Source organism: Chromobacterium sp. HL1 (assembly GCF_057418835.1).
In genome coordinates this window covers 706,799-725,005 of sequence record NZ_CP162399.1, presented here as the reverse complement: position 1 = coordinate 725,005, position 18,207 = coordinate 706,799, and the positions used below count along the sequence as shown (strand labels likewise).

The following is an 18,207-nucleotide window of genomic DNA, read 5'->3' as shown; positions in this document are numbered from 1 at the left end:
CCCATGACAAAACGACTGACACTCTGCGCCGACGACTTCGCCCAGTCCGACGCCATCAGCGCCGGCATTCTGGAACTGCTGGCCGCCGGCCGCCTGTCCGCCACCAGCGTGATGAGCCAGGCGCCCAGCTGGGCCAGCCGCGCTGCCGAGCTAAAAACCTTCGACGGTAAAGCCGACATCGGCCTGCATTTCAATTTGACTCACCCCTTTGGCGAGCAGGCGCGTCCCTTATCGCATTGGCTGATGAAGAGTCAATTGCGCCAGCTGTCGCGCCCGACGCTGCGTGATGCCGCCATCATGCAAATCGATCTGTTCTGCCAGCATTTCGGCCGGCTGCCGGACTTCATCGACGGCCACCAGCATGTGCATGCGCTGCCGGTGGTCCGCGACGCCTTGTTCGAAGCCGTTGCCCAGCGCTGGCAGGGCCAGACGCTGCCCTATTTGCGCTCCCCGGACCGCCTGGGCCACCCCGGCGACAACCGGCTCAAGGCGCTGGTGCTGCGCAGCGTCAGCACCGGTTTCGACGACGGCGCTCGCGAACTGGGCTTCAACACCACACCCTGGTTCGGCGGCATGTACTCGCTGACGCCGCAAGCCGACTTCGCCGGCCTGATGCAGCAATGGCTGGCCCGCACGCCGGACCGCGGGCTGATCATGTGCCACCCCGGCCACCTGGCTCAAGACAAGGAAGACCCGATCGCCGCGACGCGGGACAAGGAATTCCGCTTCCTCTCCAGCCAGGCCTTCCTCGAACTCTGCGGACAATACGGCGTGGAATTGGCTCGCTTCGACCTGGCCGCGCCCGCTCCCGCGCCGATGGCGGCCTGAAAGCCGGACCCCCGCCAAGCCTAGCCGCTCACGCCGCCGGCCAGCCCAAATCCCAGGGTTGGCCCAAGTCCCGCAACGCCGCGAGGCAGGTCTCGGACAAGAAGGCCTCGCCTCGGCTCGGCGGGCAGACAAAGCGGAAACTTTCGCCCTCCAGTTCGAAGCGCAGCGCATAGGCGTGCAGATAGCCGCGATCCGCCGGCGTTCCGCCGTATAGCAGATCCCCCAGTATCGGCGCGGACTGCGACTTCAAGGCCACCCTCAGCTGATGGGTCTTGCCGCTGCGCGGCCGCAGCAGGAACAAGCGCAGACCCGGCTGCAGCGAATAGCTGAAGAACTGCGTCACCGCCGGGTTCTGCTGGCTGTTCAGCAAGCGCCAGGCGCCGCCTCGGCCCTTGGCCATATCGCCGGCCACCTTGCCCTGTTTCTTGCCCGGCTTGCGGTCCGACAAGGCCAGATAATATTTCTCTATCTCTCGCCCGGCGAAGGCTTCGCCCAGCCGCGCCGCCGTCTCGGCCGAGCGCGCCACCAGGATCAGGCCGGAGGTGATGCGGTCCAGCCGGTGCACCGGCCACAGCGCCTCGTCGCTCAAGCCGGCGCGCAAGGCCTCCATCAGGCCGGCCTCCTCGCCCTCGCGGTGGAAGCTGACGCCGGGCGCCTTGTCCACCAGATAAAAGCGGGGATCGCTATGCAATAGAGTGAACGCCGCCTCAGGCATCGGCGCCGTCCTGCTTGGAGGCCTGGCGCATGCGCTGTTCGGTTTCCATCCTCATCTTCTTGCGGATTTCCGCGTCGCGGAAACGGTGTTGCTGCTCCGTCGTTTCCAGCGTCAGCGGCGGCACCGGCACCGCCTTGCCGTTTTCGAACGCCACCATGGTGAAATAGCAGCTATTGGTGTGGCGCACCGTGCGCTTCTGAATATCCTCGGCCACCACCTTGATGCCCACCTCCATCGAGGTGCGGCCCACATGATTGACGCAGGCGAGAAAAGTCACCAGTTCGCCCACGTGGATGGCCTGCTTGAACAGCACCTGATCCACCGACAAGGTCACTACGTAACAGCCGGCGTAACGGCTGGCGCAGGCGTAAGCCACCTGGTCCAGCAGCTTCAACAGCACCCCGCCGTGGACATTGCCGGAAAAATTGGCCATGTCCGGCGTCATCAACACCGACATCACCAGTTCGCGCTGGCTCGCCTGATCCACCTGTTGCCCCATGCCATACTCCCAAAAGCGGACCTCGCCCGACGCCGGCCGGCGTAGTCCCGCAAAGATTCGAAACCGCGTATTCTGCGCCCTTAAGCTTGTTTTAAACAGTTTTTAGCGGAATTTCCGCCCCTGTCGCCGCCGCAACAGCTTTTGGACAAAAACCCCGCATAGCGGCTAAACTGGAAATATCAAGCTAAGACGATGAATTCATGAGCATTTCCGGGATATCCAGCTACGGCGGCTATGGCGGCTACGCCTTGCAAGCCAGCCATGGCGCCAACTGCCAGTGCCCGGCCTGCCAGCAAAACCTGGCCAGCGCCGCGGCGCCGGCGGCGCTTGCCTCTGCGCCCGGAAACAGCGCGGCTGATCCTAGCGCCGCCGATCAAAAAGAGCCAGCCCGGCCCAATGCCACGCTAGGCGCCGACGGCAAGCCCCTGGACGAGCCGCAGCAAAAACAAGTGGAAGCGCTCAAGGCGAGAGACAGCGAAGTGCGCCAGCATGAGCAAGCCCATCTGACCAGCGGCGGCGCGCTGGCCGGCGGCGGCGCCACCTACACTTATCAGCAAGGCCCGGACGGCAAGCAATACGCGATAGGCGGCGAGGTGGGCATCCGCCTGGCTCGGGGCAGCACGCCGCAGGAAACCATCTCCAACGCCCAAACCGTGCAAAGGGCCGCGCTGGCGCCGGCCGACCCCTCCGGCCAGGATCGCGCGGTGGCCGCGGCGGCCGCGCAGATGGAACAGCAGGCCCGCATCGAGCTGATGCAGCAACAGGCCGGCAAGCAAGGGATGAGTCCGCTGCAGGCGCGCCAACACGTCAACAGCCCCGAGCGGCAAGGCCCGGGGCTGGGGTCCAACATCGATACCTACGCCTGAGAACCTGTTCAAAATCCGCTGCGCTTCGGCGATACGGCGTTGAACAGGCCCTGAGAACCAGGCGTCGTTTCTATCACTCCGCCTTGCGCACGCCGCGCGCCAGCCTCAGGCCGTTGGCGATCACCACCAGACTGGTGCCCACGTCAGCGAACACCGCCATCCACAAGCTGGCCATGCCCAGCATCGCCAACACGAAGAACACCAGCTTGGTGAGCAGGGCCACCGCGATATTCACCTTCAACACCCGCGAGGTGCGCCGCGCGTGGCTGAGCATATCGGCCAGCTTGGCCAGCTTGTCGTCCATCAGCGCCACGCCGGCGGTTTCCAGCGCGCTGTCGGAGCCTGCCGCGCCCATGGCGATGCCCAGATCGGCGCGGGCCAGCGCCGGCGCGTCGTTGACGCCGTCGCCCACCATCGCCACCGTCTTGTCGGAGGCCTGCAAGCGGACAATGCGTTCCAGCTTGTCTTCCGGCAGCAAGCCGCCGTGCGCCTCGACGATGCCGGTCTGCGCCGCCACCGCCTGCGCCACCTGCTGGTTGTCGCCGCTCAACATCACGGTCGCCACGCCCAGCTTGGCCAATTGCCTCAAGGCCGCCGGCGCTTCCGGACGAATCCGGTCGGCCACCGCGATCACGCCCAGCGCGCGCTCGCCCTCCAGCAACACCAGCGCGCCCTGACCGGCCAGCTCCAACCGCGACAGCTCGGCTTGCAAGGCCTCGTTCAAAGCGCCCTGCTCCCGCGCCAGCCGGCTGCTGCCCAAGGCCAGCTTCCTGCCGTCCGCCAGGCCGCTGACGCCGCGCCCGGCCTGTTCGCTGACTTGCTCCGCCTCCGGCCAGGACAGGCCGCGGGCGCTAGCCGCCGCCAGCACCGCCTTGGCCAGCGGGTGGGTGGAATGCGCGTCCAAGGCGGCAGCCCAGCGCAGCAGCTGATCCTGATCCGCGTCGGCCAGCGCCACCACCTCGGTCACCTGCGGTTCGCCCTCGGTCAAAGTGCCGGTCTTGTCGAAACACACCGCGTCTATCCTGGCCGCCGTTTCCAGCGGCGCGCCGCCCTTGATCAGCAAACCGTGCTTGGCGGCGGAGGCCAGCGCGCTGACCACGGTCACCGGCGTGGCGATCACCAGCGCGCACGGGCAGGCGATCACCAGCATCACCAGCGCGTTGTAAACCGCCTCGCCCCAGCTCAGCCAGCCCAGCAAGGGCGTGGCCACGGCGAATAGCAGCGCGGCGACCAGCACCACCGGGGTGTAGATCTCGGCGAAGCGGTCGATGAAGCGCTGCGTCGGCGCCTTGCTGGCCTGGGCGTTGCGCACGGTGTCGATGATGCGCGCCAGCACGCTGCCGTTGGCCGCCGCCGTGGTCAGCACTTCCACCACGCCGCTGCCGTTGATGCTGCCGGCGAACACCGCGTCGCCCGGCGATTTGTCCACCGGCAGGCTCTCGCCGGTGATCGGCGCCTCGTTGAAGGCGCTATGGCCCTGGTCGATGCGGCCGTCCAGCGGCACACGCTCGCCCGGACGCACCCGCACTCGGCTGCCCGGCGCCACTTCGGCGGCCGGACGCTCCACCCATTCCCCGCCGCTTTGCAACCAGGCGGTTTCCGGCGCCAGCGACATCAAGGCCTTCACCGCCTCGCCGGCGCGCGCCAGCGACATCGCCTCCAGGCGCTCGGCGATGGCGAACAGGAACAGCACCATCGCCGCCTCCGGCCACTGACCGATCAGCATCGCGCCTATCACCGCCACCGACATCAGGAAATGAATGTTGAGCGTGCGCGTGGACAAGGCGATCCAGCCCTTTTTCAAGGTGGGAATGCCGCCCAGCAGGATGGAGGCCAGGGCCAGCGCCGCGCTGCCCCAGCCCTGATCCGCGCCGCTGAGCCAGGCCACGCCTTCCGAACCCGCCGCCGCCAAACCGGACAAGGCCAGCAGCCAATTGCCGCGGCGCGAGGATTTGGGCTGCTCCACCGGCGCCGAGGCGTCCGTCAGCTCCACCGCCTTCATGCCCACCTTGGCGATGGCCTGTTTGACTCCGTCCAGATTGGGCAGATCGTGACGCACCAGCAGCACGCGTTCGATGAAGTTGAACTCCAGCGCGGCCACCCCCGTCATACCGCCCAGGGCTTTTTCAATCAGCTTGGCCTCGGTCGGGCAGTCCATCGCCTGGATGTGCAAGCGCGCCTGCTGCCGGCCGCCCTCGCCCAAGGACACCGCGCGCGGCGCTTCCACGCCGTGGTCGTGGCCCGAGCAGGCCTTGCCCGCAGCGTCGTGACCGTGATCGTGGTCATGCGCGGCGGCGGACCGTTGGGCCGGCATCGCCGCCTCCAGTTTATGGCCGCAGCAATCGTCCGCCGGGCGCGGATCGGGCTTGCCCTCTCCGCCGCGGCAAGAAGCATGGCCGGCATGCGGAGCAAGCTTGTTTCGCCTTCTTTGCGCTGGATGGAACATGGTGGCCTCCCTTGATCGGATTGATATAGCTTCATTGCAAACCCTATAGTCGCTACAAGGTCAAGCTTTTTTGCTAAAATATCCTCACCCGGCGGCACATCGTCGCCATCGCCCAACGGGGCGTCTTGCGGGAGAACTGAGATGCTGATTGGAGAACTGGCGCGCCAGACCGGCTGCGAAGTGGAAACCATCCGTTATTACGAGCGCGAAGGCCTGCTGTCCGCGCCGCTGCGCAGCGCCTCCGGCTACCGACGCTACAACGCCGAGCAATTGGGCGAACTGAATTTCATCCTGCACTGCCGCTCGCTGGGCATGTCGCTGGCCGACATCCGCCAGCTGGCCGCGTTCAAGGCCGACTCCTCGCTGGCCTGCGACGACATCAATCAATTGATAGACCGCCAGGTGAGCAAGGTCCATCAGCAAGTGGAAAGCCTGCGCCTGCTGGAGCAACAGCTGCTGGCGCTGCGCGACCGCTGCCACGACCATCACACCGTGGCCGAATGCGGCATTCTGCAAACCCTGGTGGAAGCGTCTGAAGGCGAGCCCTGCGTCTGCCACACGCCCTTCGGCCAGGACCCGCACCCCCATCACCCTTCAGTGGAGAAGCAATGACCCGTTTGTTCAAGCCCGCCACCGCCGCCGCGACCCTGATCGCGCTGGCTCTGTCCGCCTGCACCACCAACCCGCAAACCGGCCAGACCGAGATCAGCAAGACCGCTCTCTACGGCCTGGGCGGCGCGGCGGCCTGCGGCCTGGTGGGCGCGCTGACCCATGGCGGCAAAGGCGCCCGCAATTCGGCGCTGGCCTGCGGCGCGATCGGCGCCGGCATCGGCGGCTATATGGATTACCAGGAAAAACAATTGCGCGAGAAGCTGAAGAACAGCCAGATCGCCGTCGAGCGCATCGGCGACCAGCTCAAGCTGTCCCTGCCCGACAACATCACCTTCCCCACCAATGGCTATCAGCTGAACGCCAGGGCGCAAAAACCGCTGGGCGACATCGCCGGCGTGCTGGTGCAGTTCCCGGACACCTCGATCACCGTGGCCGGCCACACCGACAGCAGCGGCGCCGCCGCCTACAATCAGACCTTGTCGGAAAAACGCGCCCAATCGGTGACCGAATACCTGCAAGGCCAGGGCGTCAACTCGGTACGGGTGCGCACCATGGGTTACGGCGCGGCCCAGCCGGTGGCCAGCAACGCCAGCGACAGCGGCAAGGCGCGCAACCGCCGCGTGGAGATCATGATCACCCCGCAGCAAATGGGCTGAACGATCTTGATGCCCAACCCGGCTCCGGCCGGGTTTTTTATCGTCCATGCGCAGGGGAATAGGCAAAAAAAGGGGCCGACCCACTGGGTCGGCCCTAACAACGCTCGTTTGGGGAGATGAGGAGAAACCACCGCACGCCACCCCACGGGAATGCGGGTCACAACAAGTACACACACAAACTACAACAACAAACCTATCAGCGGCGCGGCGAACACCGTCGCCAAACCGCCCAGCATCATGGTCAGGCTGGCCACCACGCCTTCTTCGGCGCCCAGCTCGCTGGCCTTGGCGGTGCCGGCCGCGTGGGCGGCGGCGCCGAACAGAGCCCCGCGCGCCAGGCTGGAGCGCAGCGGCATCCAGGCCAGCATCACTTCGCCCAGCAACATGCCGCACACCCCGGTCATCACCACGAACACCGCAGTCAGATCCGGCGAGGCGCCGATGCCCGAGGCCGTGGCCAGGGCGAACGGGGTGCTGATCGAACGCGGCGCCAGGCTGCGCTGCAAGAGCTCGGACAAACCCAGCAGGCGCGCCAGCCAGATCGAGCTGAACACCGCCACCGGCATGCCCACCAGCACGCCGCAGCTCAGCGACAGCCAGTGACGGCGTATCATCGCCCGGTGCTCGTAGATCGGCACCGCGAAAGCCACCGTGGCCGGGCCCAGCATCCAGGTCAGCCAGCGGGTGTCTTCGAAATACACCCGGTACGGCACCTTGGCCAGGACCACCAGCGCAATCACCAACAGCGGCACCGCCAGAATCGGGGCGCTCCACCAATTACGCTTTTTCAGATAAAACTTTTTGACCAGTCCGTACAAGACAACGGTAATCAGCAGACTGGCCAGTGCGATTTCATGCTCCATGCGTCTTCACCTGTTTCTGGCGGCCATGCCAGCGCAGGGCCACTTCCAAGCGGTAACATTTGTCCACCACCCAGGAGGTCGCCGCCATCACCAGCAAGGTGGACAACACGATTACCGCCACGATCCGCAGCCCGGCGGCCATGATCACGTCCGGGTACTGGATCACCGCCACCACGGCGGGGATGAAGAACAACAACATTTCGGCCAGCAACCAGCGGGCGCCGCTGCGGCACCAATCCAGCGGCAACCAGCCCAGCCAGAGCGCCGCCAGCACCAGGAACATCCCCAGCACGCCGGCAGGCACCACAGGCAGGAAATGGCTGCTCAACTGGCTGGCCGCTATCCACACCACGCTCAGCAAGGCCACCTGACCAACGGTCAGCGCCACTTGCTTGAATGCGGGAAGGTTCGGGTTTGCCATGATTGAGCCACTACACAACACAGGGAGTGTTTCGAGTATAGAGCGCCGGCATGCATTCAAAAAATGAATTAAAATTATTTCACGCATTCCAATCTGGAATACATGATCCGGACAAGCACACATGGACATCCGCGCGCTGCGCTATTTCATCGAGGTGGTCAAACGCCAAAGCTTCACCAAGGCGGCCGAAGCCCTCTATGTGACCCAGCCCACCATCAGCAAGATGGTGCGCCAGCTGGAGGAGGAGCTGGGCTGCCCGCTGATCCTGCGCGAAGGCCGCAGCTTCCGCCTCACCGACGCCGGCCGGGCCACTTACGAGCGCGGCCTGGACGTGCTGTCGGCGATGAACCAGTTGAAAACCGAGCTGTCCGACTTGTCTGCGCTCAAGCGCGGCGAACTGGTGGTCGGCCTGCCGCCGATGGTGGGCGTGGCCTTCTTCGCGCCGGTGGTCAGCAGCTTCCGTCAACGCTATCCGCAGATCGAACTGAAGATGGTGGAGGACGGCGCGCTGGCCATCGAGAGCAGCGTGCGCAGCGGCGAACTGGAAATCGGCGTGGCGGTGCTGCCGGTGGACAATCAGGCTTTCGATCAGTTCGCCGTGGTGCGCGACCCGCTGTGCCTGGTGGCGCCGGCCGGCTCAGAGTGGCGGGGCCAGAGCGTGGTGAGGCTGGAACAGATCGCCGGCCAGCCCTTCGTGCTCTACCCGCAGGATTTCACGCTGGCGCGCCGGGTCAGCGACGCCTTCCGCGAGCTGGGCCGCCCGCTTCACGTGGTGGGACGCAGCGCGCACTGGGACTTCATCGTGGAACTGGTCTCCGCCCATATGGGCGTCACCCTGCTTCCGCGCTCCATCGTGGAGCGGCTGGACCGCTCCGCCTACGACGTGATTCCGCTGGCCGAACCCAAGCTGGTCTGGCATCTGGCGCTGATCTGGCAAAAGAACGGATACTTGTCGCACGCCGCGCGCGCCTGGCTGGCGGTGACGCGCGATGTGCTGGGCGGTTTGGAATAAAGCCAGTCAACCCTAGGAAAACCGAATATGAAACGATATCTGAGCATCGCCCTGTTCGCCCTGCTGCTAAGCGGCTGCGCAGCGCTGAACTATCAGAAACCGCAGATCAGCATCGCCGACGTCAAACCCGGCAAGACCACGCTGTTCGAGCAAAGCTTCGAAGTCAGCCTGCGGGTCAGCAATCCCAATAATCTGGCCTTGAACGCCAAGGGCATGACGCTGGAGCTGAACGTGGCGGGAGAAAAGCTGGCCACCGGGCTCAGCAATCAAGCCATCGCGGTGCCGGCGCTGGGCGAAGGCATGGTCACCCTGCAATTGCACACCTCGCTGGCCGGCTGGCTGAAACAGATCGGCAAGGCGATGGAGGCCGGTAACGGCGGCAAACTGGAATACCAGCTGAACGGCACGCTGGAGGACCTCAACGGCATGGGCCGGGTGCCGTTCCGCAGCAAGGGGGAATGGAAGCTGCCCGGCCAATAAGAACCGGTTACGATCCGCGGCGCGAGCCGGCGAGATCGTGAACATGCTCTACATGTCCGCAGCCCCGCCGTCCGGCGGGGCCGGAACTCACTGCCGCGGCACCGCCACGCAGTTGTTGCCGTCGAAGCTGACGGTCTCCACCAGCTGGCTCTTGGGATTGACCACGAAATTGGTGGTGCAGCTGTAATGGGTGGAACCGCCGCCTATCATGCCGGTGTTGACCCAGCGTCCCGGCGTTTCTATGGTCTTGGTCTGGCCGTTCTCGTTGTAAGTCACCTTGGCGCCCGGCTCGTACACGCGGTTCTCGCGCAGCGGCTCGCGCTGGGTGAATTCCTTGCTGTAGGTGTAGAGCATGTTGCCGTTCGGCATCTTCAGGGTTTTCTGCGGCGCGCCCCACTCCGCCAGCAATTGATTCACATCGCGCCCCTGCCAGTAATACGCCTTCTGCGCATAGCCTTCCTGGGTCGGAAAGGTGCCGCAGGCGGTCAGCAGCAGCGCCGACATCATCATCAGTCTTTTCATCCGAAATCCTTCAATCCCCGTTTCACTATCCATAGCATAACAAAACGCCGGCCCCTGAACGGAGCCGGCGTTGTATGACTGACCATGCGAAAGCGCGAGAGTTTCCTTACGCGGACAATCGCTGAGTCGGTTTAGAGCCGGAAGCGGTTGAAGGTGCTCTGCATGCCGCGGGCCAGGTCGTTCAAGGAGCCCAGGGTCTGCATCGCCGATTGCAGCGCGGAGTCGGAATCGATGATCTGGTTGTTGATCGACTCGGTGCTCTGCGCCATCGCCGTGGTGGCGTTGTGCTGCTCGCTGGTGGACAGGGCCACGTCGCCGATCTTGTCCACCACCTGCTGCATCGCCTCGCTGATCGCGGTCAGGCGCGCGCGCGCCTGGGCGGTCAGGTCCACGCTGTTGTCCACCGCGCCGACGGTGCTGTTCATGTTCTGCACCGCCTTGCCGGTTTCGCCCAGAATGTTTTCCACCATCTGGCTGATTTCCACCGTGGCCTGGCCGGTGCGCTCGGCCAGCTTGCGCACTTCGTCGGCCACCACGGCGAAGCCGCGGCCCTGCTCGCCGGCGCGCGCGGCTTCGATCGCCGCGTTCAAGGCCAGCAGATTGGTCTGGTCGGCGATGTCGCGGATCACATTGGTGATCTTGGAGATTTCCTGCGAACGCTGCTCCAAGGACGCCAGCAGGCCGGACAGTTCGCCCACCGATTCGCTGGTGCGCGACATCTCGCTGCTGATGCGCTGCATATCGTTGGCGCTCTCGCGCGAATGCTCGCCGGTATTGCGCGCCAGGCTGTCGGTCTCGCGGGTGGCGTCGGCGATGTGGGAGATGCTCACCGTCACTTCTTCGATCGCCGCGGCGTTGGAGCTGGAGATGTCCGCCAACACGTGGGAATCGTCGGCCAGACGCTTCACCGCGCCGCTGACTTCGATCACGCCCTGGGTCAGTTGCCCGGCTTCGTCGCGCAGTTCGCGGAACATGCCGTTCAACCGCTGCACGAACTGGTTGAAGGCCTGCGCGGTCTGCGCCACCTCGTCTTCGCCGGCCACTTCGATGCGACGGGTCAGATCGCCTTCGCCCTGGGAGATTTCGCGCATCGCGTCGCGCACCTGGAACAGGCCCTTGAGCAGGCGGCCCAGATAGGCGGAGCTGAAGGTCAGCATCACCGCCAGCACGATGGCGACGGCGCCGGCGATCAGCCAGATGATGCCGTTGACCTGGGAGGAGATCACGTCTTCGTCCGCGGCCACGCCCATCACCCAGTCGGAACCCGCGATCGGACGCAAGGCCACCATATAGGCGCCGCCGTCAATGTCCACGCTCTTGGCCTGGTCGCTTTGCAACAGGCTGGCGAAGGCGGCTTCGTCCAAGGCAGGAATCACGCTGCCGATGGGCTTGAGCTCATTGCCCGGCTTGGGATAGGCGATGATCTTGCCCTGCTTGGTCAGCAGGAAGGCATGGCCCTTGCCGGCCAGCTTGATGTCCAGCACCGACTTGACCAGCTTGTCGATCAGGATGTCGCCGCCCACCACGATCTCCTGGCCCTTGACCTTGTCGGCGATGGTGATCACCAGCTTGTCCTTGGTTTCCGGCTCGGAGTCCTTGTAGGGATCGGTGACGATCAGGCCGTCCTGGGCCTTGGACTGCTGGAACCAGGGACGCTGGGCCGGCTGGTAGTCGGCGCTGGGCTTGGGACGCCCCGGCACCGAGTACTTCATGTCGCCGGTGACGCCGTTGCCGGCGTAGATCACATTGAAGCCGCCGCCCTTGGCCAGCTGCTGCAGATAGTAGCTGACCTGAGCGTCGTCGGCGTGGCTGAGGCTGGCGCTGATCAGATTCTTGCGGACCGACAGCCATTCGGACACGAAGCCGCCCTGTAGCTGGGCGACCTGGTTGATCTCGCGCTCCGCTTCTTGATAAGCGTGGGAGCGGATATTCAGGCAGGCTGTGATGGTGATGCTGAGCGTGGCGACCAGAATGGACACCGCTGTCAGCAGCGTGAGCTTGTGACGGATGGAGCGCATGATAAGCCGTTGCTGATAAAAGCGTTATTATCCGTCATACGAGATGTCATGCATTGTTAAAAATAACAATGTCTTTAAATATTTGCGCATGTTTTAAATCAAATTACCAGCTCAATCATGCATTTCAAATACTCGTAACGCCTGCGAAGCTTATCTTGCCGACGCTTGCGTCACAAAATGTCGACAATTTGCCCTAACCACGACAATTTCACCCCAATTTGAGCGATACTTGCGCCTGGGCGCGGCCACGGCAATGGGCGGCGCCCGGTTATTAGACAGAAAGGGGCCAAGATGAGTAAAAGCGGCGAACGGTCGCAAACCTTTCAGAACATCGTTGACGCCAGCTTGCAGCTGTTCAATCAGGAGGGCGAGCGCGTCATCACCACCAACCATATCGCCGAGCGGATGAATATCAGCACCGGCAAGCTCTACTATCACTTCCGCAACAAGGAAGAGATCATCAGTGAGCTCTACCAGCGCTACGTCAAGGGCATGGCCGAGCAGCTGTCCGCCGCGCTCCGGCACAGCAACTCGATAGAGGCGATGGTGGGGGCGATGGAAAAAACGCTGCGGCACATCTGGAGCTTCCGCTTCCTGCCCAAGAGCATGCCCAGCCTGTACTACCTGCACCCGGAACTGGCGGAAAACCACCAGCAGCTGTCGCGCGGCCAATTGGCCGGCAAGCTGGCCCAGCTGTTCTCACGGCTGCGCGAAGAGGGCGTGCTACTGGGCGACGACAAGCAGTTGGCGCACCTGGTCCAGCACTTTCAGATGGTGCAGACCGGCTGGGTGACCACGCTCAAGCACTCCGCCACGCCCAGCGAGCTGGAGCGCATGGTGAAAGACGGCTGTCGCAGCCTGCTCTATCTGCTGACGCCTTACGTCGATCCGCGCTACCGGCCGCCGTTCGACCGCGTCTGCGCGCGCTACGCCTGAACGGCGACGCATAAAAAAACACCCCTGGCTGGCCAGGGGTGTTTTGTTTGCGGCTTGCTTGTAAGCGCTTAGATCATGCCCTTGCTTTTCAGCAGTTCAAACATGGTCTTGCCGATTTCCGCCGGGCTGCGGGTGTAGGCGATGCCGGCCTTCTCGAAGGCCTTGAACTTCTCTTCCGCCGTGCCCTTGCCGCCGGAGATGATGGCGCCCGCGTGGCCCATGCGCTTGCCCTTGGGAGCGGTCACGCCGGCGATGTAGCCGACCACCGGCTTGGTCACGTAGGACTTGGCGAACTCGGCCGCCTCTTCCTCGGCGGAACCGCCGATTTCGCCGATCATCACGATGGCGTCGGTGTCCGGATCATCCTGGAACAGCTTCAGCGCGTCGATGTGGCTGGTGCCCGGGATCGGGTCGCCGCCGATACCGATGCAAGTGGACTGGCCCAGGCCCAGAGCGGTGGTTTGCGCCACGGCTTCATAGGTCAGGGTGCCGGAACGGGACACGATGCCGATGCGGCCCGGGTTGTGAATGTGCCACGGCATGATGCCGATCTTGCACTCGCCCGGGGTGATGATGCCGGGGCAGTTCGGGCCGATCAGGCGGATGCCGGCTTCGTCCACGGCCTTCTTCACGTAGAGCATGTCCAGGGTGGGCACGCCTTCGGTGATGCAGACAATCAGCTTCACGCCGCTGTCGATGGCTTCCAGGATGGAGTCCTTGGCGAAGGCTGCGGGCACGTAGATCACCGAGGCGTCGGCCTGGGTCTGACGCACGGCGTCCTTCATGGTGTTGAACACCGGCAGGCCCAGATGCTCGGAACCGCCCTTGCCCGGGGTTACGCCGCCTACGACCTTGGTGCCCACTTTCAGCGCCTGCTCGGCGTGGAAAGTGCCGTTCTTGCCGGTGAAGCCTTGCACCAGCACTTTGGTGTCTTTGTTTACCAATACGCTCATTTTGTATTCCTCAGCTCAGTGCGGGTCTCAGGCAGCGGCCTTGACGGCGGCGACGATCTTCTCGGCAGCGTCGTTCAGACCCTGGGCGGAAGTCAGTTTCAGACCGGAATCGTCCAGGATCTTGGCGCCCAGTTCGGCGTTGTTGCCTTCCAGACGCACTACGACCGGCACGGTCACGTTCACTTCCTTCACCGCGGCGATGATGGCTTCGGCGATCATGTCGCAACGCACGATGCCGCCGAAGATGTTGATCAGCACGCCCTGTACCGAAGTGTCGGCCAGGATCAGCTTGAACGCTTCGATCACGCGCTCCTTGGTGGCGCCGCCGCCCACGTCCAGGAAGTTGGCCGGCTGGCCGCCCTTCAGCTTGATGATGTCCATGGTGGCCATCGCCAGGCCGGCGCCGTTCACCATGCAGCCGATATTGCCTTCCAGCGCCACATAGTTCAGATCGAACTCGGAAGCCTTCACTTCGCGTTCGTTTTCCTGGCTCTTGTCGCGTTGCGCCAGCAGTTCCGGGTGACGGTACAGGGCGTTGGAGTCCAGGTTGATCTTGCCGTCCACGCAGGCCAGCTGGCCGTTTTCGCGCAGCGCCAGCGGGTTCACTTCGAACAGGGCGAAGTCGTTTTCAACGAAGGCCTTGTAAGAACCCAGCATCAGCTTGGTGAAGGCGGCAACCTGCTCGCCCTTCAGTTCCAGCGCGAAAGCGGCGTCGCGGGCCTGGAACGGCTGCATGCCCACCAGCGGATCAACCTCGATCTTGATGATCTTTTCCGGGGTTTCCTCGGCGACTTTCTCGATTTCCACGCCGCCTTCGGTGGACACCATGAACACCACGCGCTGGCTGCCGCGGTCAACCACGGCGCCCAGATAGAGTTCGCGCTGCACCGGGTACATGTCTTCGCACACCAGCACGCTGTTCACCGGCTGGCCGGCGGCGTCGGTCTGGTAGGTCACCAGATTCTTGCCGATCAGGCCCTTGGCCACTTCGGCGGCTTCTTCGCGGCTTTTCACCACTTTCACGCCACCGGCCTTGCCGCGGCCGCCGGCATGCACCTGGGCCTTGACGACGGCGAATTTGCCGCCCAGTTTGTCATAAGCGGCAGCGGCTTCTTCCGGCGTGGCGGCCAGAATGCCCTGTTGCACCGGCAGGCCGTATTTGGCCAGCAGCTCTTTCGCTTGGTATTCGTGCAGGTTCATCTATGGTTTCCTTTCGGAGAAATGGATGGCGGGCTGAAACCGACGCCCCTATTTCTTTGAGTCGCTTGTAAACCTTGAATGTATCTGGCGCGCGGCGCTTACCCCCCAGGCTAAGCGCCGCCGCCGCATACTCCGTCAACCGGCCCCCGAGGGGACCGTTTTGCCGGGCCGTGCGCGATTGTACACGACCCGGCCAACGCTTAGCCGTGCAAAGCGCGCTTGTCGGCGGCCAGAGCGGCTTCGTGTATCACTTCCGACAAGGACGGGTGGGCGTGGACAATGCGCGCCAGGTCTTCGCTGGCGGCCTTGAACTCCATCGACACCACGCCTTCGCTGACCAGCTCGGACACCATCGGGCCTATCATGTGCAGGCCCAGGATGCGGTCGGTCTTGGCGCAGGCCAGGATCTTGACCGTGCCTTGCGCCTGGCCCAGACCCAGCGCGCGGCCGTTGGCGCCGAAGCCCGAACTGCCTTTTTTGTACTCGACGCCCTCGGCTTTGAGCTGTTCCTCGGTCTTGCCGACCCAGGCGATCTCCGGAGAAGTGTAGATCACCCACGGAATCACGCCGAAGTCCACGTGCGGCTTCTGGCCGGCGATGCGCTCGGCCACGGCCACGCCCTCTTCCGACGCCTTGTGCGCCAGCATCGGGCCGCGCACCACGTCGCCGATCGCCCAGACATTGGGCAGATTGGTGTGGCAATGGTCGTCCACCGCCACAAAGCCGCGCTCGTCCAGCTGCAGACCCACCGCATCGGCGCCCAGGCCCAGGGTGTTGGGCACGCGGCCGATGGACACGATCAGCTTGTCGAACTCGGCCTTGACCGCTTCGCCGTTCAGTTCGTAATTGACGGTGACGCTCTTCTTGCCGGCCTTCACTTCGCCGATCTTGACGCCCAGCTTGATGTCGAGGCCGGTGTCCTTGGTCAGGGTCTTGAAGGCTTCCTTGGCGATCTGCTGGTCGGCCGCGGCGAGGAAGGTCGGCATCGCTTCCAGGATGGTGACTTCCGCGCCCAGACGCTTCCAGACCGAGCCCATTTCCAGGCCGATCACGCCGGCGCCGATCACGCCCAGGCGCTTCGGCACGTCCGTCAGCGCCAACGCGCCTTCGTTGTCCAGCACCAGCTTGTTGTCGGTGGCCAGGCCCGGCAGCGCACGTGGGCTGGAACCGGTGGCCACGATCACGTGGCCGGCTTCCAGGGTGTCCACCACCTTGCCGCCGTCGCTGACCTCGATCACCCATTTCTCGCCCTGGCGGCCCTTGAAGGCGGCCAGACCGTGGATGTTGGCGACCTTGTTCTTCTTGAACAGGAAGCTGATGCCGGCGGCGTTCTTGCTGATGATGTCGGTCTTGCGCGAAATCATCTGCGCCACGTCCATCTTGGCGCCGGAGACGCTGATGCCGTGCTTGGCGAAATCGTGCTGTACCGCGTGGAAGTTTTCAGACGACTGCAACAGCGCCTTGGACGGGATGCAACCGACGTTCAGGCAGGTGCCGCCCAGCGACGCCTTGCCTTCCGGGTTCTTGAACGCGTCCACGCAGGCGGTGTTGAAGCCCAGCTGGGCGGCGCGGATGGCGGCCACATAGCCGCCGGGGCCGCCGCCGATCACCACTACATCAAACGATTGGCTCATCTTGTTTTCCTTTGTCGGTGGCGGGCGCGCGGCCCGCCGGCTGCCGGGTCTACTTGCCGACCTTCAGCAGCAGAATGCCGAATGCGATCATGAACAGACAGAGAATGCTTTTGCCGATCAGGCTGTACAGGTCTTCGCGCACGCCGTTGCGGCGTTTTTTCCAGGTCAGCCAGCCTATGGCCACGCCGGCCAGGATGGCGGCGATTCCGTAAAACCAGTCGGGCAACTGCATTCAAGCTCCATTCATCGCAAGACAGGCCGGGAGCGCGCTCCCGGCCGCGGGTGATTACAAGTCGAGGATCAGGCGGGCCGGATCTTCAATCGCGTCCTTGATCGCCACCAGGCTCAGCACGGCTTCGCGGCCGTCGATGATGCGGTGGTCGTAGGACTGGGCAAGATACATCATCGGGCGCACCACCACTTGACCGTTCTCAACCACGGCGCGCTCCTTGGTAGCGTGCATGCCCAGGATGGCGGACTGCGGCGGGTTGATGATGGGGGTGGACATCATCGAGCCGAAGGTGCCGCCGTTGGAGATGGTGTAGGTGCCGCCGGTCAGTTCTTCCACGGTCAGCTTGCCTTCCTGGGCGCGCTTGCCGAATTCGGAGATCTGCTTCTCGATGTCGGCCAGGCTCAGTTGGTCGGCGTTGCGGATCACCGGCACCACCAGGCCGCGCGGGCTGCCCACGGCCACGCCGATGTCGAAGTAGCCGTGATAGATGATGTTGTTGCCATCCACCGAGGCGTTGACGATGGGGTATTTCTTCAGCGCGGCGACCACGGCCTTGACGAAGAAGCCCATGAAACCCAGCTTGATGCCGTGTTCCTTCTCGAAGCGGTCCTTGTACTTGGCGCGCAGGTCCATCACCGGCTTCATGTTCACTTCATTGAAGGTGGTGAGGATGGCGTTGGTCTGCTGCGACAGGATCAGACGCTCGGCCACGCGCTGACGCAGACGGGACATCGGCACGCTCTGTTCCGGACGGTCGGACAGAATGGCGGCGACATTGACCGCGGCCGGGGTGGCGGACAGCGCGGCGCCGGCGGCGGCCGGAGCCAGCACCGGGCCGGCCTGGGCAGGAGCGGCTTGCTTGGCGGCCTGCACGTCTTCCTTCAGCACGCGGCCGTCGCGGCCGGAACCGGCCACCTTGGACAGGTCCACGCCGGTTTCGGCGGCCAGCTTGGCGGCGGACGGCATGGCGGCTCCGCCTGCCGGAGCGGCGGCGGGCGCCGGGGCGGCTGCCGGAGCCGGCGCGGCGGCTGCGGCCGGAGCCACGTCGCCGGCCTTGGCGGCGGTGTCGATCTTGGCGATCAGCTGGCCGGACACCACGGTGGCGCCGTCTTCCACGATGATTTCAACGATCACGCCTGCCTGGGGCGCCGGCAGTTCCAGCACCACCTTGTCGGTTTCCAGGTCGATCAGGTTCTCGTCGCGGCTGACGGCTTGGCCAACCTTCTTGTGCCAGCTCATCAGCGTGGCTTCGGATACGGACTCGGGCAGTTGCGGGACGGTGACTTCAATCAGCATGTTCTTCTCCATGTAGAG

The 18,207-nt window shown here is 64.3% G+C and carries 19 protein-coding genes; 7 read left to right on the top strand and 12 right to left on the bottom strand.

Going from position 1 to position 18,207, the window contains the following annotated elements:
- Window positions 1–3: 3 nt before the first annotated feature.
- Window positions 4–828, top strand: a complete 825-nt coding sequence (locus tag AB1Z25_RS03290) for a ChbG/HpnK family deacetylase (RefSeq protein WP_486636554.1) — start codon at window positions 4–6, stop codon at window positions 826–828.
- Between the two features lie 28 nt (window positions 829–856).
- Here the strand turns inward: AB1Z25_RS03290 and AB1Z25_RS03285 are convergent, their stop codons facing one another.
- Both AB1Z25_RS03285 and AB1Z25_RS03280 read right to left on the bottom strand, forming a co-directional pair.
- Window positions 857–1,543, bottom strand: coding sequence for a TIGR01621 family pseudouridine synthase (locus AB1Z25_RS03285; RefSeq protein ID WP_235084340.1), 687 nt, complete (start codon window positions 1,541–1,543; stop codon window positions 857–859).
- Complete coding sequence (locus tag AB1Z25_RS03280) at window positions 1,536–2,042, bottom strand: acyl-CoA thioesterase (RefSeq protein WP_199225795.1); 507 nt, start codon at window positions 2,040–2,042, stop codon at window positions 1,536–1,538. The genes AB1Z25_RS03285 and AB1Z25_RS03280 overlap by 8 nt, the downstream gene beginning before the upstream one ends.
- 200 nt (window positions 2,043–2,242) lie before the next feature.
- Between AB1Z25_RS03280 and AB1Z25_RS03275 the strand changes: the two genes are divergently transcribed.
- Window positions 2,243–2,908, top strand: coding sequence for a putative metalloprotease CJM1_0395 family protein (locus AB1Z25_RS03275; protein ID WP_486636553.1), 666 nt, complete (start codon window positions 2,243–2,245; stop codon window positions 2,906–2,908).
- A gap of 73 nt (window positions 2,909–2,981) precedes the next feature.
- Here the strand turns inward: AB1Z25_RS03275 and AB1Z25_RS03270 are convergent, their stop codons facing one another.
- Window positions 2,982–5,222: a heavy metal translocating P-type ATPase gene (locus tag AB1Z25_RS03270; protein WP_486636552.1), complete on the bottom strand. Its 2,241-nt coding sequence runs from the start codon at window positions 5,220–5,222 to the stop codon at window positions 2,982–2,984.
- A gap of 273 nt (window positions 5,223–5,495) precedes the next feature.
- Here AB1Z25_RS03270 and AB1Z25_RS03265 point away from each other — a divergent pair, with 273 nt between their 5' ends.
- Together AB1Z25_RS03265 and AB1Z25_RS03260 are read left to right on the top strand one after the other, a co-directional pair.
- Window positions 5,496–5,966 (top strand): Cd(II)/Pb(II)-responsive transcriptional regulator, encoded by a 471-nt coding sequence (locus AB1Z25_RS03265; RefSeq protein WP_107798179.1) that lies wholly within the window; start codon window positions 5,496–5,498, stop codon window positions 5,964–5,966.
- A complete protein-coding gene (locus AB1Z25_RS03260) occupies window positions 5,963–6,622 on the top strand; it encodes a YiaD family glycine zipper/OmpA-like lipoprotein (RefSeq protein ID WP_107798178.1) in 660 nt (219 codons plus the stop codon). The genes AB1Z25_RS03265 and AB1Z25_RS03260 overlap by 4 nt, the downstream gene beginning before the upstream one ends.
- A 179-nt stretch (window positions 6,623–6,801) precedes the next feature.
- On the opposite strand, the gene AB1Z25_RS03255 is transcribed toward AB1Z25_RS03260, so the two are convergent.
- Entirely contained in the window at window positions 6,802–7,485 is a 684-nt protein-coding gene (locus AB1Z25_RS03255; protein WP_048415644.1) for an LrgB family protein, read from the bottom strand.
- Complete coding sequence (locus tag AB1Z25_RS03250; RefSeq protein ID WP_107798177.1) at window positions 7,475–7,906, bottom strand: CidA/LrgA family protein; 432 nt, start codon at window positions 7,904–7,906, stop codon at window positions 7,475–7,477. The genes AB1Z25_RS03255 and AB1Z25_RS03250 overlap by 11 nt, the downstream gene beginning before the upstream one ends.
- Before the next feature lie 121 nt (window positions 7,907–8,027).
- Between AB1Z25_RS03250 and AB1Z25_RS03245 the strand changes: the two genes are divergently transcribed.
- Both AB1Z25_RS03245 and AB1Z25_RS03240 read left to right on the top strand, forming a co-directional pair.
- Window positions 8,028–8,918 carry a LysR substrate-binding domain-containing protein gene (locus AB1Z25_RS03245; RefSeq protein WP_486636551.1) on the top strand — a complete coding sequence of 297 codons (891 nt, stop codon included), beginning with the start codon at window positions 8,028–8,030 and terminating at the stop codon, window positions 8,916–8,918.
- Between the two features lie 27 nt (window positions 8,919–8,945).
- A complete protein-coding gene (locus AB1Z25_RS03240) occupies window positions 8,946–9,398 on the top strand; it encodes an LEA/WHy family protein (RefSeq protein WP_107798175.1) in 453 nt (150 codons plus the stop codon).
- An 87-nt stretch (window positions 9,399–9,485) separates the two neighbouring features.
- Here the strand turns inward: AB1Z25_RS03240 and AB1Z25_RS03235 are convergent, their stop codons facing one another.
- Both AB1Z25_RS03235 and AB1Z25_RS03230 read right to left on the bottom strand, forming a co-directional pair.
- Window positions 9,486–9,920 carry a hypothetical protein gene (locus AB1Z25_RS03235; RefSeq protein WP_227106984.1) on the bottom strand — a complete coding sequence of 145 codons (435 nt, stop codon included), beginning with the start codon at window positions 9,918–9,920 and terminating at the stop codon, window positions 9,486–9,488.
- A gap of 131 nt (window positions 9,921–10,051) precedes the next feature.
- Window positions 10,052–11,938 (bottom strand): methyl-accepting chemotaxis protein, encoded by a 1,887-nt coding sequence (locus AB1Z25_RS03230; RefSeq protein WP_107798173.1) that lies wholly within the window; start codon window positions 11,936–11,938, stop codon window positions 10,052–10,054.
- A 291-nt stretch (window positions 11,939–12,229) separates the two neighbouring features.
- Here AB1Z25_RS03230 and AB1Z25_RS03225 point away from each other — a divergent pair, with 291 nt between their 5' ends.
- Entirely contained in the window at window positions 12,230–12,874 is a 645-nt protein-coding gene (locus AB1Z25_RS03225) for a TetR/AcrR family transcriptional regulator (protein ID WP_081544319.1), read from the top strand.
- Window positions 12,875–12,942: 68 nt separating this feature from the next.
- On the opposite strand, the gene sucD is transcribed toward AB1Z25_RS03225, so the two are convergent.
- The 5 genes from sucD to odhB form a co-directional block, all read right to left on the bottom strand.
- Window positions 12,943–13,827, bottom strand: coding sequence for a succinate--CoA ligase subunit alpha (sucD, locus tag AB1Z25_RS03220; RefSeq protein ID WP_043592732.1), 885 nt, complete (start codon window positions 13,825–13,827; stop codon window positions 12,943–12,945).
- A 27-nt stretch (window positions 13,828–13,854) separates the two neighbouring features.
- Window positions 13,855–15,027: an ADP-forming succinate--CoA ligase subunit beta gene (gene sucC, locus AB1Z25_RS03215; RefSeq protein WP_048411387.1), complete on the bottom strand. Its 1,173-nt coding sequence runs from the start codon at window positions 15,025–15,027 to the stop codon at window positions 13,855–13,857.
- 200 nt (window positions 15,028–15,227) lie between these two features.
- The gene (lpdA, locus tag AB1Z25_RS03210) at window positions 15,228–16,661 is read right to left on the bottom strand and encodes a dihydrolipoyl dehydrogenase (RefSeq protein WP_486636550.1); all 1,434 of its coding nucleotides are present in this window, start codon (window positions 16,659–16,661) and stop codon (window positions 15,228–15,230) included.
- Window positions 16,662–16,710: 49 nt separating this feature from the next.
- Window positions 16,711–16,893: a hypothetical protein gene (locus AB1Z25_RS03205; protein ID WP_048411385.1), complete on the bottom strand. Its 183-nt coding sequence runs from the start codon at window positions 16,891–16,893 to the stop codon at window positions 16,711–16,713.
- A 54-nt stretch (window positions 16,894–16,947) separates the two neighbouring features.
- Window positions 16,948–18,189 carry a 2-oxoglutarate dehydrogenase complex dihydrolipoyllysine-residue succinyltransferase gene (odhB, locus tag AB1Z25_RS03200; RefSeq protein WP_081544315.1) on the bottom strand — a complete coding sequence of 414 codons (1,242 nt, stop codon included), beginning with the start codon at window positions 18,187–18,189 and terminating at the stop codon, window positions 16,948–16,950.
- Window positions 18,190–18,207: the final 18 nt, after the last annotated feature.